At 67.4% G+C, this 14,096-nt stretch carries 15 protein-coding genes and 2 pseudogenes; 11 read left to right on the forward strand and 6 right to left on the reverse strand.

Translation table 11 applies throughout. The features are described from left to right. Positions 1–27 precede the first annotated feature (27 nt). The 9 genes from GL325_RS09195 (at position 28) to GL325_RS09235 (ending at position 9,292) form a co-directional block, all read left to right on the forward strand. The gene (locus tag GL325_RS09195; RefSeq protein ID WP_187769334.1) at positions 28–1,239 is read left to right on the forward strand and encodes an acetyl-CoA C-acetyltransferase; all 1,212 of its coding nucleotides are present in this window, start codon (positions 28–30) and stop codon (positions 1,237–1,239) included. Positions 1,240–1,336: 97 nt separating this feature from the next. Beyond that, positions 1,337–2,344 carry a CaiB/BaiF CoA-transferase family protein gene (locus GL325_RS09200; RefSeq protein WP_223111090.1) on the forward strand — a complete coding sequence of 336 codons (1,008 nt, stop codon included), beginning with the start codon at positions 1,337–1,339 and terminating at the stop codon, positions 2,342–2,344. Further along, positions 2,341–3,366, forward strand: coding sequence for an aldo/keto reductase (locus GL325_RS09205; RefSeq protein WP_187769335.1), 1,026 nt, complete (start codon positions 2,341–2,343; stop codon positions 3,364–3,366). Before GL325_RS09200 ends, GL325_RS09205 begins: the two co-directional genes overlap by 4 nt. Next, the gene (locus GL325_RS09210) at positions 3,363–3,851 is read left to right on the forward strand and encodes a nuclear transport factor 2 family protein (protein ID WP_187769336.1); all 489 of its coding nucleotides are present in this window, start codon (positions 3,363–3,365) and stop codon (positions 3,849–3,851) included. Before GL325_RS09205 ends, GL325_RS09210 begins: the two co-directional genes overlap by 4 nt. A gap of 10 nt (positions 3,852–3,861) precedes the next feature. Continuing rightward, positions 3,862–4,743 carry a TIGR03620 family F420-dependent LLM class oxidoreductase gene (locus GL325_RS09215; RefSeq protein WP_187769337.1) on the forward strand — a complete coding sequence of 294 codons (882 nt, stop codon included), beginning with the start codon at positions 3,862–3,864 and terminating at the stop codon, positions 4,741–4,743. Between the two features lie 120 nt (positions 4,744–4,863). Then, positions 4,864–5,646 carry an SDR family NAD(P)-dependent oxidoreductase gene (locus GL325_RS09220; protein ID WP_187769338.1) on the forward strand — a complete coding sequence of 261 codons (783 nt, stop codon included), beginning with the start codon at positions 4,864–4,866 and terminating at the stop codon, positions 5,644–5,646. A 114-nt stretch (positions 5,647–5,760) separates the two neighbouring features. After that, positions 5,761–6,654, forward strand: coding sequence for a branched-chain amino acid ABC transporter permease (locus GL325_RS09225; RefSeq protein WP_187769339.1), 894 nt, complete (start codon positions 5,761–5,763; stop codon positions 6,652–6,654). A gap of 26 nt (positions 6,655–6,680) precedes the next feature. Further along, positions 6,681–8,519 (forward strand): ATP-binding cassette domain-containing protein, encoded by a 1,839-nt coding sequence (locus GL325_RS09230; protein ID WP_187769340.1) that lies wholly within the window; start codon positions 6,681–6,683, stop codon positions 8,517–8,519. Continuing rightward, positions 8,516–9,292, forward strand: coding sequence for an ABC transporter ATP-binding protein (locus tag GL325_RS09235; RefSeq protein ID WP_187769341.1), 777 nt, complete (start codon positions 8,516–8,518; stop codon positions 9,290–9,292). The genes GL325_RS09230 and GL325_RS09235 overlap by 4 nt, the downstream gene beginning before the upstream one ends. A gap of 62 nt (positions 9,293–9,354) precedes the next feature. On the opposite strand, the gene GL325_RS09240 is transcribed toward GL325_RS09235, so the two are convergent. The 5 genes and pseudogenes from GL325_RS09240 to GL325_RS09250 all read right to left on the reverse strand — a co-directional run bounded on the left by GL325_RS09240 (position 9,355) and on the right by GL325_RS09250 (position 12,001). After that, positions 9,355–9,858, reverse strand: coding sequence for a thioesterase family protein (locus GL325_RS09240; RefSeq protein ID WP_187769342.1), 504 nt, complete (start codon positions 9,856–9,858; stop codon positions 9,355–9,357). Then, positions 9,855–10,400: a nuclear transport factor 2 family protein gene (locus GL325_RS09245; protein WP_187769343.1), complete on the reverse strand. Its 546-nt coding sequence runs from the start codon at positions 10,398–10,400 to the stop codon at positions 9,855–9,857. Before GL325_RS09245 ends, GL325_RS09240 begins: the two co-directional genes overlap by 4 nt. After that, positions 10,397–10,819, reverse strand: a pseudogene (locus GL325_RS16100) (nuclear transport factor 2 family protein); the annotation flags it as partial. The gene GL325_RS09245 and the pseudogene GL325_RS16100, both read right to left, overlap by 4 nt. 34 nt (positions 10,820–10,853) lie before the next feature. Continuing rightward, a pseudogene (locus GL325_RS16105) lies at positions 10,854–11,051 on the reverse strand (nuclear transport factor 2 family protein); the annotation flags it as partial. Then, positions 11,051–12,001, reverse strand: a complete 951-nt coding sequence (locus tag GL325_RS09250) for an NADP-dependent oxidoreductase (RefSeq protein ID WP_255499449.1) — start codon at positions 11,999–12,001, stop codon at positions 11,051–11,053. The gene GL325_RS09250 and the pseudogene GL325_RS16105, both read right to left, overlap by 1 nt. Positions 12,002–12,222: 221 nt before the next feature. Between GL325_RS09250 and GL325_RS09255 the strand changes: the two genes are divergently transcribed. Further along, complete coding sequence (locus GL325_RS09255) at positions 12,223–12,648, forward strand: universal stress protein (RefSeq protein ID WP_187769345.1); 426 nt, start codon at positions 12,223–12,225, stop codon at positions 12,646–12,648. 61 nt (positions 12,649–12,709) lie between these two features. Further along, entirely contained in the window at positions 12,710–13,525 is an 816-nt protein-coding gene (locus GL325_RS09260) for an SDR family oxidoreductase (RefSeq protein WP_223111094.1), read from the forward strand. A 322-nt stretch (positions 13,526–13,847) separates the two neighbouring features. On the opposite strand, the gene GL325_RS09265 is transcribed toward GL325_RS09260, so the two are convergent. Then, a complete protein-coding gene (locus tag GL325_RS09265) occupies positions 13,848–14,060 on the reverse strand; it encodes a hypothetical protein (RefSeq protein ID WP_187769346.1) in 213 nt (70 codons plus the stop codon). Positions 14,061–14,096 lie beyond the last annotated feature (36 nt).

Raw genomic sequence — 14,096 nt, forward strand, 5'->3', positions numbered from 1 at the left:
ATCCAGAACAACGATGGAGAGAACGACATGCGTGAGGCAGTGATCTGCGAGCCCTTGCGGACCCCGGTCGGCAAGTACGGCGGCGTCTTCAAGGATGTGCCGGCTGCCGATCTGGCGGCCACGGTCCTGAACGGGCTGGTGGACCGGTCCGGCATCGACCCGGCCCAGGTGGACGACGTGATCTTCGGTCAGTGCTACCCCAATGGGGAGGCGCCCGCGATCGGACGGATCGCGGCGCTGGACGCCGGCTTCCCGGTCTCGGTACCCGGCCAGCAGCTGGACCGGCGGTGCGGTTCGGGCCTGCAGGCGGTTCTCGATGCGGCGATGCGCGTGCAGACGGGAGCCTGCGACCTCGTCATCGCCGGCGGCGCAGAGAGCATGAGCCAGGCCGAGCACTACGCGCTCGGCGGCAGGTTCGGCTATCGCGGTGACTCGACGCCGATGTGGGACCGCATCGCGCGGGGCCGCATAACGTCGGGCGGCAAGAACTACCCGATCGCGGGGGGCATGCTCGAGACGGCCGAGAATCTGCGTCGCGAGTACTCCATCAGTCGTGAGGACCAGGACCGATTCGCCGAGCGCTCGCATGCTCGAGCGATCGCGGCCCAGCGCGACGGCCGCTTCGCCGAGGAGATCGTCCCTGTCACCGTGCGCACCCGTCGCGGAGAGGTGGTCGTCGACACCGACGAGCATCCGCGTGACGATGTCACGCTCGAGTCGCTCGCAGCCCTGAGGCCCGTCCGGCTCAAGTTGGACGCCGAGGCGACCGTCACCGCGGGCAACGCCAGCGGCCAGAACGACGGAGCAGCAGCGTGCATCGTGACCACGCCCGAGCAGGCGGAGCGCCTAGGGCTTCGGCCGCTGGGTCGCATCGTTTCCTGGGCGGCAGCCGGCGTCGAGCCGCACCGCATGGGCATCGGTCCGGTGCCGTCGACCGAGAAGGCACTCGCTCGCTGCGGCCTGAGTCTGGCGGACATGGACCTCATCGAGCTGAACGAGGCCTTCGCCGCCCAGGCGCTTGCGTGCACGACCGCCTGGGGCCTGCAGGAGTCGGACTTCGATCGCGTCAACGTCAACGGCTCGGGCATCTCGCTGGGCCATCCCGTCGGTGCGACGGGCGTCCGAATCCTGACCACGATGCTGCGCGAGCTCGAGCGGCGGGAGGGTCGCTATGGGCTCGAGACGATGTGCATCGGCGGCGGTCAGGGCCTGACAGCCGTCTTCGAGCGCATCGGCTGAGTCGGCCACATGGGTCCGTTGGGTGACGTCCGCGTCCTGGCCCTTGCCGGGATGGGGCCGCTGCCCTTCGCGAGCATGCTGTTGGCCGACCCGGACGATGGCCCAGGCCGAGGCGCTCCGCCCGGAGCATGATCTCGTCAACCGCGGGATCAGCACGGTGTCGGTCGACCTGAAGGAGCGCGCTGGCGCCGAGGCCGTTCGAGCGCTCGCGGCGCGCGCCGACATCTTTCTCGAGGGATTTCGTCCCGGCGTGGTCGAGCGACTGGGGCTGGGCCCCGATGTCCTTCTCGAGCGCCGGCCCGCGCTGGTGTACGGCCGCCTGACCGGCTATGGCCAGTCCGGGCCGCTGAGCACTGCCGCCGGACACGACATCAACTACCTCGCCCAGAGCGGTGCTCTCCACGCCTTGGGCACTCCGGACGGTGACCCACGACCCCCGATCAACCTGCTCGGCGACTATGCCGGTGGGGGACTGGTCGGGGCCCTGGGACTCGTCGCCGCCGTGCTGGAGGCACGATCAAGCGGTCGCGGTCAGGTCGTTGACGCGGCCATGGTCGACGGTGTCGCCTTGCTGACCGCCAAGCTCCAGGGCCTGCGGACGGCCGGGCTGGTGAGTGATCCACCCGGCACCAGCTACCTCGATGGCGGATCGCCGGCCTACGGCACGTACCGCTGCTCCGACGGGCGCCACATCGCCGTCGGTGCGCTCGAGGCCGACTTCTACGCCCAGTTCGTCTCCCGCCTCGGGGTGGACGTGTCGCACTGGCCGGACCAGAACGACGAGTCGCAGTGGCCGCGACTGCGGCGGCTGATCGCCGCCGCGGTCGGACGTCGCTCGATGCGTGAATGGGAACGGATCTTCGAGGGCACTGACGCCTGCGTCACCCCGGTGCTCACCTTCGAGGAGGCGGCCGAGCATCCGCACGGGCGCGAGCGTGTCCTCTTCCGCGAGGTCGACGGCGTGCTGCATCCCAGCCCGGCGCCGCGCTACTCACGGACTCCTTCGCCACCTCCGCGCACACCGGCTGCTGGAGACACCGACACGATCGAGGACCTGCTCACGCGGTGGAAGCCACGCGACCTGGGAGAGACGGAGGAGAGATGAAGCTGCGCACGCTCGGAAAGAATGGTCCCGAGGTCTCAGCCATCGGCCTGGGCTGCATGGGCATGAGCTGGGGCTACGGACCCGCGAGCAACGAGAGCGACATGATCGCCCTCATCAAGCATGCGGTCGATCAAGGAGTCACGCTTTTCGACACGGCAGAGGTCTACGGGCCCTGGATCAACGAGGAGCTGGTCGGCAGGGCCCTGGCGCCCGTCCGTGATCGTGTGGTGATCGCCACCAAGTTCGGGTACGACTTCGGCAGCGATGGCGTGATCACCGGCCGGGCGAGCCACCCCGACCGCATCCGCAGGGCGGCCGACGCGAGCCTCAAGCGGCTGGGCGTCGACACGATAGACCTGTTCTACCAACATCGCGTCGATCCCGATGTCCCCATCGAAGATGTTGCCGGCGCGGTCAGTGAACTGGTCGAGGCCGGCAAGGTCCGGCACTTCGGGCTGTCGGAGGCGGGCGAGGACACCATCCGACGTGCGCATCGTGTCCTCCCTGTTGCCGCCCTCCAGAGCGAGTACTCCCTGTGGACGCGCGAACCCGAGCAGTCGGTCTTTCCCGTCCTGCAAGAGCTCGAGATCGGGTTCGTCCCCTACAGCCCGCTCGGCCGCGGATTCCTCACTGGGAAGATGGCGGTGGACGAGCAGTTCGATGAGAGCGACGTGCGTGGGCGCATCCCACGCTTCACCGTGGAGGCTCGCCGAGCCAACGCCGGCCTGCTCGAGGCCACCACGACGGTGGCGCAGCAACGGGGGGTCACGCCCGCGCAGATCGCGCTGGCGTGGATCTTGGCCCGCCACGAGTGGATCGTCCCGATCCCCGGCACGCGCAGCCGACATCGGTTGGAGGAGAACATGGCCGCCGTGACGGTGGATCTCACCGCGCAGGAGCTCGATCTGATCACGACGTCGTCGACCGAGTTCGAGGTTCACGGCGCGCGATACGGCGCAGCCATGTCCCGGCACATCGGGGTCTCGTCCGCTGCGCCCGGCGCGAGCGAGGAGACCGCATGAACGACCTTGATCGTCTGTGCATCGAGCACGAGTGCACCAAGCTTATGACGCTGTACTGCCTGCACCTGGACCACCCGGATGCCGACGGATTCGCCGGCATCTTCACCCAGGATGCGCTGTACAAGCCCGCGGCACGTCCCGAGCCCGTGCGTGGCCGGTACGCCATCCGTGCCTGGCTCGAGGCATATCCCCGCGACCGGCTCGGGCGGCACGTGTCGACCAATCAGGTCGTCGATGTCCTGGACGAGGACCACGCACGAGGCCGTTCCTACGGCGTGGTGTGGCGAGAGCCCGAGCCCCGGGCCGGCGTGGTGTCGTCGAACGTCTCTCCGCGGAGCCTCGTCGAGTACTTCGACGAGTTCGTCCGTACGGACGAGGGTTGGCGGATCTCCTTTCGGTACTACCAGCTGAACTTCATGCACGCGGACGAAGTGGTCCGGCCGGCGCCGTGGTCACCGGACGCGTCCGATCGAACCAAGGACTGAGGCACGGCGTATGGAACTGGGCACGATCGGCATCTGGACCAACCAGCTGAACTCACAGAAGGCGGGCCCGTACCGCGACATCGTCCAAGAGCTTGAAGGACTCGGGTTCGGAACGTTGTGGAGTGGCGAGTCACCGTCGGGGCGTGAAGCATTCGTCAACTCGGCGGTCACGCTGGCGGCGACATCCTCGCTGGTGGTGGCCACGGGGGTGGCCTCGATCTGGGCGCGCGACGCGCTCGCCGCCGCTTCCGCGCACCGCGTGCTCTCCGAGACCTATCCGGGGCGATTCCTGCTGGGACTCGGAGTCAGCCACGAAGGGCTCACGACCATGCGGGGCCACACGTACGACAAGCCGCTGACCGCGATGCGGAACTATCTGCGCGCCATGGACGAGCACCCGATCAAGGACGTGCCGCAGCCGAGTGAGCCGGCCGTCCGCGTCCTCGCGGCGCTCGGGCCGGCGATGCTGGAGCTCGCCCGTGACAGCGCCGACGGCGCTCACCCCTTCCTGGTGCCACCGGAGCACACGGCTCTCGCACGTGAGGCGCTGAGCATCGGCAAGCTGCTGGCGCCGGAGCAGGCCGTAGTCCTCGAGGCCGATCCGGAGGTCGCCCGCGACCTGTGCCGGGACGACATGGGGATGAGGCTCGGCCTGCCGAACTATCGCAAGAGCCTGGAACGACTCGGCTTCAGCGAGCGTGACTTCGCGGACGGTGGGAGCGACACGCTCATCGACCGCTTGTACGCGTGGGGCTCGGTCGACGACGTGAACCGGAGGGTGCAGGAGCACCTGGATGCCGGTGCCGACCACGTGTCGTTGTACGTCATGCACCGGCGCACCGATGGGCCACCGCTGCAGGAGTGGCGCCGGCTCGCTGAGTTGAACCGCTAGGCCCGCGCCGTCGTCCGCGCGGTCTGAGACGGGCGCCGGGCCCCCGATTGGTGACCCCAGTCACGTCGTTTTGTATATTATGCACGACAACTGACCGTGCATTGATCTGTGAGGACATCCATGACTGAATCGACCAGCCTGTTCGACGTCAGCGGCAAGGTAGTCGTCGTCACCGGCGGCAGCCGTGGCATCGGCTATGGCATCGCAGAGGGCTTCGTCCGTGCGCGCGCCAAGGTGTACATCTGCTCGCGCAAGGCCCAGGACTGCGAGCAGGCTGCTGCTGCTCTCTCCGAGCTGGGCGAGTGCCACGGCATCGCCGCGAACCTGGGCAGTATCGAGGGTGTGCGCGCCTTTGCAGCCGAGTTGAGCCAGCGCGAGCCCCGCGTCGACGTGCTGGTGAACAACGCCGGGAACATCTGGGTGGAGAAGCTGGCCGACTATCCCGAGAACGGCTGGGACAAGGTCTTCGACCTCAACGTCAAGGGTGTGTTCTTCCTGGTCCAGGCGCTGATGCCCCTGTTGGAGGCGTCCGCCCAGCACGAGGATCCCGCACGCATCATCAACATCGGCTCGATCGACGCCTTCCATGTGCCGTCCCACGAGACGTACGCCTACTCCGCTTCGAAGGCCGCGGTTCACATGCTCACACGCCATCTCGCGCGTCAGCTCGCGGGCTCACACATGACCGTCAATGTCATCGCGCCCGGGCGCTATCGCAGCCAGATGCTCGAGAATGCCATCGACCTAGAGGGCGCGGACGAGATGCTCGGGCCTATTCCGCTCAAGCGCTTCGCCGAGGGCTCCGACCTGGCCGGCGCCGCCATCTACCTCGCCTCGCGGGCCGGCTCGTTCGTCACCGGTGCTGTGCTGCCAGTTGACGGCGGCCATGCCACGACCCTCTGACGTCGGCGCGACGCGCCATTTGAAAGGGGATCTTGATCACATGAACGAAATCAAATATTATGGATCGTATATTCACCGGGCCCCGGTGTGCCGTCTGAAGCAGGAGGTCGATCGATGACTCAAGCCATCCTTTCCGGGGTGGGCATCGGTGCGCTGTACGTGTTGATGTCGATCGGGTTCGCCCTCGAACTCAAGATCGCCGACATCGTCAACGCCGCGCACGGCGTTTTCGTCGTCCTCGGCATGTACGTCACGCTCGTGGCCGTCCAGAACGATGTGCCGGTGGTCATGGCCATCGTCCTCGCGACGCTCGCCGTCGGCCTGTTGTCCTATCCGATCTACACGATCTTGATCAGGTCGGCGAAGGCGACGTCCGGCCACCGGGTCCAGCTCGTCTTCACCCTCCTGCTGATCAGCTCCTTCACCGTGCTCTACCAGCTCTTCTTCGGTGCGGACATCCAGACCCTGGGCGTGAAGTTCCGCAGCATCGAGGTTCCGGGCGGATACATGACCACGGCCCAGGTCGCGGCCGTCGTGATCGCCATCGTCGTCGCCTTCTCTCTGTGGGCGATCTCCAAGTACTCGATGATCGGCAAGCTCGCCCACGTCGCCAGCCAGTACCCCCTGGGTGCTCGCTCGGTGGGCGTGCCGGTGGACAAGATCTACCTGGGCGTCTTCGTCATCGCCGGCCTGCTCGCCGGCCTCGCCGGCGGCGTCATCATGACGTTCCAGCCGGTCGAGCCGACGCTGGGCCTGCAGTACATCACCATCGTCTTCCTCGTCGCCCTCGTCGCACGTACCCACCTGCTGGGCTGTCTGGCGCTGGGTATCGCCTACGGCGTGACCCAGTCGGTCCTGTCGTACCTCCTCGACGCCTCGATCGCCTCGACGCTGACGTTGGTCGTGTTCCTCGCGGCCCTGGTCGGTGGACATGCGATCCGTCAGGTGTCGGCGGTGGCTCGCCGGGTCTTCGGCCAGCGCAACGCGGAAGTGGGGTTGGCCCAGTGAATCAACAGAAGCTAGAGGTGAAAACGGTGAGCGTCATCGACAAGCCGGTCGGCGGGCGATCCGCGACCCCCGCGCAGAGCCCCGAGTCGTGGAGGACGGGTCTGTTCGACCTCGAGCGGGGGTGGCTGATCACCGCGGTGGCCTTCGCCTTCCTGGCCCTGGTGCCCGTGATCAGCGCGGACAGCCTCTTCGTCGTCACAGAAGGGCTCTTCCTGCTGACGATGTGTTACGCGTGGAACCTCGTGGGCGGATTCCTCGGTGAGCTCTCCTTCGCGCACATGCTCTTCTGGGCGATCGGCGGATACGGGGTCCTGTACTGGATCAACGACGGGAACTCGGTCGTCACCGGCTTCCTGATCTACGCGGCGGTCGCCATGGTCGCGGGCGTGATCGTGGCGCTGCTGATCAAGGCCTCGGGCCTCAAGGGGCTGCTGCCGATCTCGATCTTCACGCTCGTGCTCGGCCAGATCGCCTACACGTACGCGATCGGCAGCGAGGACCTCGGCGGCGTCGAGGGCGTCAGCGCCCTGTCCCTGCCGGCCTGGAGTGACGAGGCCATGTACCTCGTGCTGGTGGCCATCGCAGCCTTCACTGCCATCGTCAATCTGACGGTCTCCAACACGCGCTTGGGCAGCAGCTGGCTCGCAATCCGCGACGACCAGGTTGCGGCGCACGTCGCCGGAATCAACGTGACCCGGCATCGTCTCCTGGCCTACGCCATCAGTGCCGCGCTGTTCGCCGTCGGCGGTGCCTTCCAGGCGTACTACGCCGGCTACGCGCTCCCGGCGGTTACGCTGAACATCCACCCGCTGCTGTTGGTGACGCTCGCTGTGTTCATCGGCGGAACGGGCTCGGCGATGGGCCCCCTGATCGGCACGCTGATCATCTTCGGCCTGCAGGCCGTCGCCCAGCAGTTCTCCACGAGTGCCGAGGTCTCGCTGTATGCCCAGCTGGCGGAGTTCGCCATCGCGCTGGTGCTGCTTCGCGTGGTCCTGCCGAAGCTCGGTGGCCTCGACCTCATGACGGCGCTCATCCGACGCCTGCGCAAGGTCGGTCGTCGCCGCGGGGACGATGACGATGTACGCGTCACGGGCTCGGACGTCTCGCTCGCCACGGCGCTGCTGGACCGCTCGGCCGACGACGCGGGCGCCCCGGGCGAGCTGGTGCTGCGCAACGTCAAGAAGTCGTTCGGACGGCTCGAGGTCCTCAAAGACGTCAACTTCGTCGTCCGTCCCGGGGAGGTGCTGGGCATCGTCGGTCCGAACGGTGCGGGCAAGTCCACCCTGTGCAACCTCATCTCCGGCGTCGAGCCCGTGACCGCGGGTGAGATCTCGCTCGGTGAGACCGACCTGACGACCATCCCTGCGCGCAAGCGCACGGACTTCGGCATCGGGCGCAGCTTCCAGACGCCGCGACTGTTCGAGTCGCTCTCGTTGACGAAAAACCTGGCGCTGGCGGCGCGGGGTGTCGGCGAGAGCACGGCGAAGAACGCTCTCGCGGCGCTCGGTGTGACGGACGCCCACTTGCGTCGCGGTGACGACTCGCAGTTCTTCGCCCGCCGATTGACCGAGGTCGTGAAGGCCTCCTCGCAGGGAACGGCGGTGTTGCTGTTGGACGAGCCGCTCGCCGGTCTCACCAGTGACGAGCACGAGAGTGTGCTGGCACTGGCGCGCGATGCGGCCAATGCCGGCGCCTGCGTCATCATCGTCGAGCACCTCATTCCCGTCCTCGCCCCGGCGGTTGATCGCATCGTCGCCCTGGCTGACGGGCGGGTGATCGCGGACGGACCGCCGATGGAGGTCCTGCAGGACGAAGCCGTGGTCGAGGCCTACCTCGGCACGCCCCACGTGGAGGAAGCAGAATGACGAACAACACCAGCACCGCCCCCGCCGCGGCGTCCAGCCCGACATCCACGACGAGCGTGCTCGACGTTCGAGGTCTCAATTCCGGTTACGGGCCGCTCCAAGTCCTGTGGGACGTCTCGCTGGACGTCTCGCACGGCACCGTCGCAGTCGTCCTTGGTGTGAACGGTGCAGGCAAGTCGACGCTGTTGCGCACGATCGCAGGGGATCTGCGTGCCATTGCCGGCACGGTGACCGTCGACGGCGTCGACATGACCCGGCAGGACTCGGCGACCCGATTGTCGTCCGGTCTGGCGTGGGTGCCCGAAGGGCGCAACGTGTTCCAGGACCTGACCGTCCGCGACAACCTCCGGATCAGTGCCAAGTTGGCGAAGGTCGCGGATCGCTACGCCGAGCGCGAGCAGATGATCTTCGATCTGTTCCCTGCGATGGCGGAGAAGATCGACGCTCCCGCGGGCACGCTGTCGGGAGGTCAGCAGCAGATCCTTGCGATCTCGCGGGCGCTGATCCGTGACCCGAAGGTGGCCATGCTCGACGAGCCGACCGTTGGGCTGGCGCCGTCGATCGTCGACCGCTTGGGCGAGGCCATCGCCGAGACCACCAAGGTGGGCGTCTCGTGGCTCATCGCGGAGCAGAACCTCGCGTGGCTGGCTCCCATCACGACGTCGACCTTCGTGCTTCAGGGCGGACGGATCACGCGTCGTGGCGGTCCCGAGGTGATCGGCTCGCGGGAGGCCATCCGCAAGGCGTTCTTCGAGAGCACCGACACGATCTGAGGTCACGCAGGAGGGCCGGCACCAGTCACGGACTGGCGCCGGCCCTCTTCGTCGTTTCGAGCTCAGGCGCGAGTGGAGCCCCGCATGATCAGGTGGGGCTGGTGAGCCCACCCCGACCGGTCTCCCGCGTTGATCTGCGCATCCAACTCCGCTGCGATGTCCGAGGGGAACGCAGTCGGTCGTCGCGTGCGCTGGTCCACGTGTACCACCACGCCCTCGACGATGTTCGCCACGGCCGCCGCGGCCTCGCTGACCAGGCAGGAGACGACGTGAACAGCCTTCTCCGTCCGCTCCAGGAAGCGGACTCGCACGCTGTAGGCATCTCCGTGCCTGAGCTCCTTGAGGTACCGGATGTGGTGCTCGACGACGAACGTGCCCATCGCGCGCGTGTTGACGTAGTTCTCCGTCACTCCCGCGCGCGAGAACGCCTCCCGGATTCCCTCGACCTGACGTGCGAAGACGATGGCCGCGTTCATGTGGTGGTTGAGATCGATGTCCTCGTCGCCGACCTGGCGCGTCAGAACCGCAGGAACGCGATGGATCTGCTCGAGGGTGGGCGACGTCATCGGCCACCGCCTTGCTCGGTCGAGCGGAAGGCATACCAAGGGTCGCGATCCGGCGAGCGATGACCGGTGTTCCGGCCGACGGCCGGACGGCCCACCACCTCGGTCATCTCGGCCCAGTCGTCCACGACCTGGCGCTTCGCGACGGCCCAGCGACCTGCGCGCTTCTCGAAGCGGTCGAGGTAGCGGCCGCCGCGGGCCGAGTTGTAGGTCTTGGCGTCGATCTCTCGGCTCTCGTGGGCGACGAAGTAGGTCTCAACCCACGCGGCGTCCCCGTCGAGCTCGATGCTCATGTTGCCGATGTGATGCATCATGGCGGTGCTGTCGTTCTTGGACACCTTCGTCACGACGGCCTCGCGGTCGCCCTCGAAGTTGCCGTGGTCGTCGAAGGCATCCTCGTGGTACGCCTGCCGGATGAGGTCGAAGTCCGAGCGATCGACCCCACGGCAGTAGAGATGCATCACGTCGCGGATCGCCTCGCGGTCGAGCAACCATTGCACCTGCTCCTCGAGGGAGCGTTCAGAGATCTGGTGGGCGTCGGTCATCGTGCTGCCTTTCGTTCAGCGTCCACGCTCAGGCGCGTGGAGGACGGGTGGTGAGTGCATTCCAGGCCTCGACGCGGTCGGGGCTGGACGGCCAGAGGTCTCTCATAGCTGGGGTCGGTCCGGTCTCGACGTGCCGCCGGCCCCTTCCTCATGAAGTCCAGGAGCGCGGGCGGCGGCGGGCTCCCGCCGGTCAGCGTCAGCAGGCCGTCCGCATCGATGACCTCGTCGGTCGGCTTCCAGCCGCGTACGCACACGCGGTGGGCAATCGCCCACCGGCCATCGCGACGCTCGAAGCGATCCAGGTAGCGACCCGCGGTCGTGGACCACGGTTGGCCGTCGCGGTGCATCGCGAGAAAGACGAAGTACGTCTCGGTGTGCGCGACGTCGCCGTCGAGAGCACAGGTGTGCTGGAACAGGCAGTGCTGGTGACTGACGTGAGTGGCCGCGCATCCCGAACGCCCAGTCGACGAACTCGGTTGGGCTCCCGAAGAACTGACCGTGGTCGTCCGTGGCGTCGGGGTGGTACACCGACAACACCAGGTCGCGGTCGAATCGGTCGACGCCGCGCGAATAACGAGCGAGGCAGTCCGCGATGTCCTGGCGATCCTGGAGCTCGCGGATCTGGTGCCGGAGCGCTTCGAGCTCATCCATCACGCGTCCTCCGTCAGGTCCAGGACGACGCGTCCGCGCAGTCCGCCCCGTTCGACCAGCCGGTAGGCCTCTTGCGCGGCGCCGGCCGGCAGCACGCGGTTGACCTTCGGGCGAAGGACACCTTGCTCAGCCCAGGAGACGACGGCGCGCAAGGCATCGGTGTCGCCGATCCGCTGCATCACCGACACCGTGGCCGAGCGGCGGTCGTCATCGACCGGCTCCGTCGGCCGCACGTTCACGATGAGTCCGCCCCGTCGCGCCGCGCTGCGGGCCTCGCCCATCAGCAGGGCGGCATCGACGACCACGTCGACGCCGTCCGGCGCAACCTCATGGACCCGGTCGAGCAGGCTGTCGTCGCTCGAGAGCACGTGTGCCGCCCCGGACTGCGCGATGAGCTCGGCGTCACCGGGGCGCCCGAGCCCGATGACCGTGAGATCGTGCGCTGCGGCGAGCTGGACCACGTAGGCGCCGAGCGCCCCGGCGGCTCCCGTGACGAGCACTGTCGACGCCTTCTCGTCCAGCAGGTGCTCGAGCACCATGATCGCCGTCACGCCGTTCATCGCGAGGGTGGCGGCCTCTGGTGCCGCCACGGAGGCGGGCGCCTTCGCGAACCAACTCGAAGGGGCGCAGATCCAGCCGGACTGCGCGCCACCATCCGTGCGGCGCGAATTGATGATCCCGATCACGTTGTCCCCCACGGCGAGCGGTCCTGCGTAGTCCTGACCGAGCCGCTCCACGGTCCCGGACAACTCCATGCCGGGGATCCATGGTCCGTCCGGCGACTCTACGAGCGCTGCCTGGGCGCCACTGCGCAACAACACGTCAGTGGGGTTCACGGTGGCGAACATGGCACGAACGAGCACGTCGTCCGGTCCGGGATCGCATGGCTCAGCGGGCCGCGTCCGCAAGACTTCCGGTCCGCCGAAGTGCTCGAGATAGACGGTGTGCATGGTGAGCCTCCTCAGGCTTTGCCGCGGTGTCTCCGTGGTCGTCCACGGCCGCGTTCGGGTCACGGGTCTGAGTCGAGACGCACGTCACCCCACATCAGTATCATGCATCGTATATCTAACTTTGCCGCACCGAAGGGGATCATCCAGGCCTTGACGCGAACGCATCTCGGACTAGGATGTATGAGATATATAATGTCGGATACGCGAGGAGATCTGCCCAGATGAGCACCATTCTCGTCGGCGTGGACGGAAACGAACCTTCGATCCACGCTGCGACCCGCGCTGCGGATCTCGCCAAGGCCCTCGGTGCCGAACTCGTCGTGGTGTGCGCCTTCTCCAACACCGAGGAGGTGCGATACGGGGACGAGTCGCACCCGCACAAGCTCTCGGCCAGCGATGCCGCCCGCGCGCTCGCGACCCAGGCCGTCGAGAAGATCTCCGCGAGCGCGCCGGATGTCACGATCACACCTCGCGCGGAGTACGGGAAGCCCGGCGCGGTGCTCGTCCAGCTCGCCGATGACCTTGATGCCACGCTGATCGTCGTCGGGAACAAGCGCGTCCAGGGTGTGGCGCGCGTGCTGGGGAGCATTGCCACGGATGTGGCCCGCCACGCCCCGTGCGACGTCTATGTCGCCCACACCTACTGACCAGATGAAGGGCCAGACGGCCTCCGACGGAAGGATCACGATGGGTCTCCTCGAGGGAAAGGTGGCGATCGTCACCGGAGCCGCGGCCGGCATTGGTCTCGCGACCGTCGAGCTGTTCGTCCGTCACGGCGCCCGGGTGGTCATGGGTGACATCGACGACGAGAACGGCAAAGCGGCTGCGGACCGCATCGGCGGCGCCGTGCGCTTCGTCCATGCCGACGTGTGCGCCGAGCAGGACATGCGGAATCTCGTCAGCACCGCGGTCGACGAGTTCGGCCGACTGGACGTCATGTTCAACAACGCCGCGGCGGTGGGCGCGCGGGACCGAATCGCGAACATCTCTGTGAACGACTTCAGCCGCGTGCACGAACTCGTCACGGTGTCGGTGCTGCTCGGCCACCAGGTTGCCATGGAACAGTTTCGGTCCCAAGGGAGCGGCGGGACGATCGTGTCGACCGCGAGCATCGCGAGCCTGCAGGGCGGATGGGGCGCCCCGGCCTACACGGTGGCCAAGCACGCGGTCGTGGGCCTGGTGCGTCAGGCGGCGGCCGAGTTCGGTGCTGAGGATGTCCGGTGCAACGCGATCGCCCCCGGCCCGGTCCTGACCAAGATCCAGTCGCGCTCGTACGGCGTGCCGCTGGAGCGCGCGGAGGAGTTCAACGGCTACCTCGATCGCGAGGTCGGCGTGGGCCAGCCGCTCGGACGGCTCGGGCGGGCGGACGACGTGGCCGGTGTTGCACTCTTCCTGGCCAGCGACCTGTCAGCTTTCGTGAACGGCGTCGTCATCCCGGTGGATGGTGGTCTGACTGCGGTGGGGCAAGGCGCCTACGTATCAAGTGTCGAAGCAGCGACTAAACGTTTCCTCGGGGGGATCTGAATGCGGTCAGTGGGTGTCGACCGCCCGGGGGCAGGCGAGTGTGACTCACGCGCAGCCCGTTCGTGGGCTCGATTGCGGGAGTTCCTCACGGAGTGTGGAGGTCAGACATTGGATCCGGCTGCAGTCAACGTCGAATTGCCTTGGCCCAGTCGATCGGTCTGACGTCGACAGCGGCTGGGCGCGGATCGGGACGGTGCCGACTCGCGTCGGGGTCACGGGGCAGGCACCGTTTGTCGGCGTTCATCGCTCTTTCAACTTGGAGGGTGGTTCAGGCCCGGAATCCGATGGAGTCCGGGCCTGATGGGTGTCGGGTGCAGTTGTCCTAGCGCCAGGCGACCACGAGGGCGAGCACCAGGCTCGTCACGGCGAAGACGCAGCCCAGCGACAGGGCCAGGATGACCACGTTCCGCATCCCTCGGTCGTGGTCCACCTCGCCGGACCGGTAGGCCAGCGTCCGGATCACGCCCATCGGCAGCATCCACGCGGTGCCGATCAGGGTCGCGGCCAGCGCGGCAAGAAGAGTGGATGTGCTCATGCCGAGTTCGTACCCGCTCGGGCGAAGACGACGCGG

The sequence above is a fragment of the Aeromicrobium sp. 636 genome (genome assembly GCF_024433585.1).
GTDB classification, from domain to species: Bacteria; Actinomycetota; Actinomycetes; order Propionibacteriales; family Nocardioidaceae; genus Aeromicrobium; species Aeromicrobium senzhongii.

Bases quoted from the DNA above. Each gene is read 5' to 3' on its own strand.
- GL325_RS09255 (WP_187769345.1), top strand. From the start codon at position 12,223: ATGAGCACCATTCTCGTCGGCGTGGACGGAAACGAACCTTCGATCCAC.
- GL325_RS09265 (WP_187769346.1), bottom strand. From the start codon at position 14,060: ATGAGCACATCCACTCTTCTTGCCGCGCTGGCCGCGACCCTGATCGGC.
- GL325_RS09220 (WP_187769338.1), top strand. From the start codon at position 4,864: ATGACTGAATCGACCAGCCTGTTCGACGTCAGCGGCAAGGTAGTCGTC.
- GL325_RS09200 (WP_223111090.1), top strand. From the start codon at position 1,337: ATGGCCCAGGCCGAGGCGCTCCGCCCGGAGCATGATCTCGTCAACCGC.
- GL325_RS09250 (WP_255499449.1), bottom strand. From the start codon at position 12,001: ATGCACACCGTCTATCTCGAGCACTTCGGCGGACCGGAAGTCTTGCGG.
- GL325_RS09225 (WP_187769339.1), top strand. From the start codon at position 5,761: ATGACTCAAGCCATCCTTTCCGGGGTGGGCATCGGTGCGCTGTACGTG.
- GL325_RS09240 (WP_187769342.1), bottom strand. From the start codon at position 9,858: ATGACGTCGCCCACCCTCGAGCAGATCCATCGCGTTCCTGCGGTTCTG.
- GL325_RS09205 (WP_187769335.1), top strand. From the start codon at position 2,341: ATGAAGCTGCGCACGCTCGGAAAGAATGGTCCCGAGGTCTCAGCCATC.
- GL325_RS09215 (WP_187769337.1), top strand. From the start codon at position 3,862: ATGGAACTGGGCACGATCGGCATCTGGACCAACCAGCTGAACTCACAG.
- GL325_RS09235 (WP_187769341.1), top strand. From the start codon at position 8,516: ATGACGAACAACACCAGCACCGCCCCCGCCGCGGCGTCCAGCCCGACA.
- GL325_RS09195 (WP_187769334.1), top strand. From the start codon at position 28: ATGCGTGAGGCAGTGATCTGCGAGCCCTTGCGGACCCCGGTCGGCAAG.
- GL325_RS09210 (WP_187769336.1), top strand. From the start codon at position 3,363: ATGAACGACCTTGATCGTCTGTGCATCGAGCACGAGTGCACCAAGCTT.
- GL325_RS09245 (WP_187769343.1), bottom strand. From the start codon at position 10,400: ATGACCGACGCCCACCAGATCTCTGAACGCTCCCTCGAGGAGCAGGTG.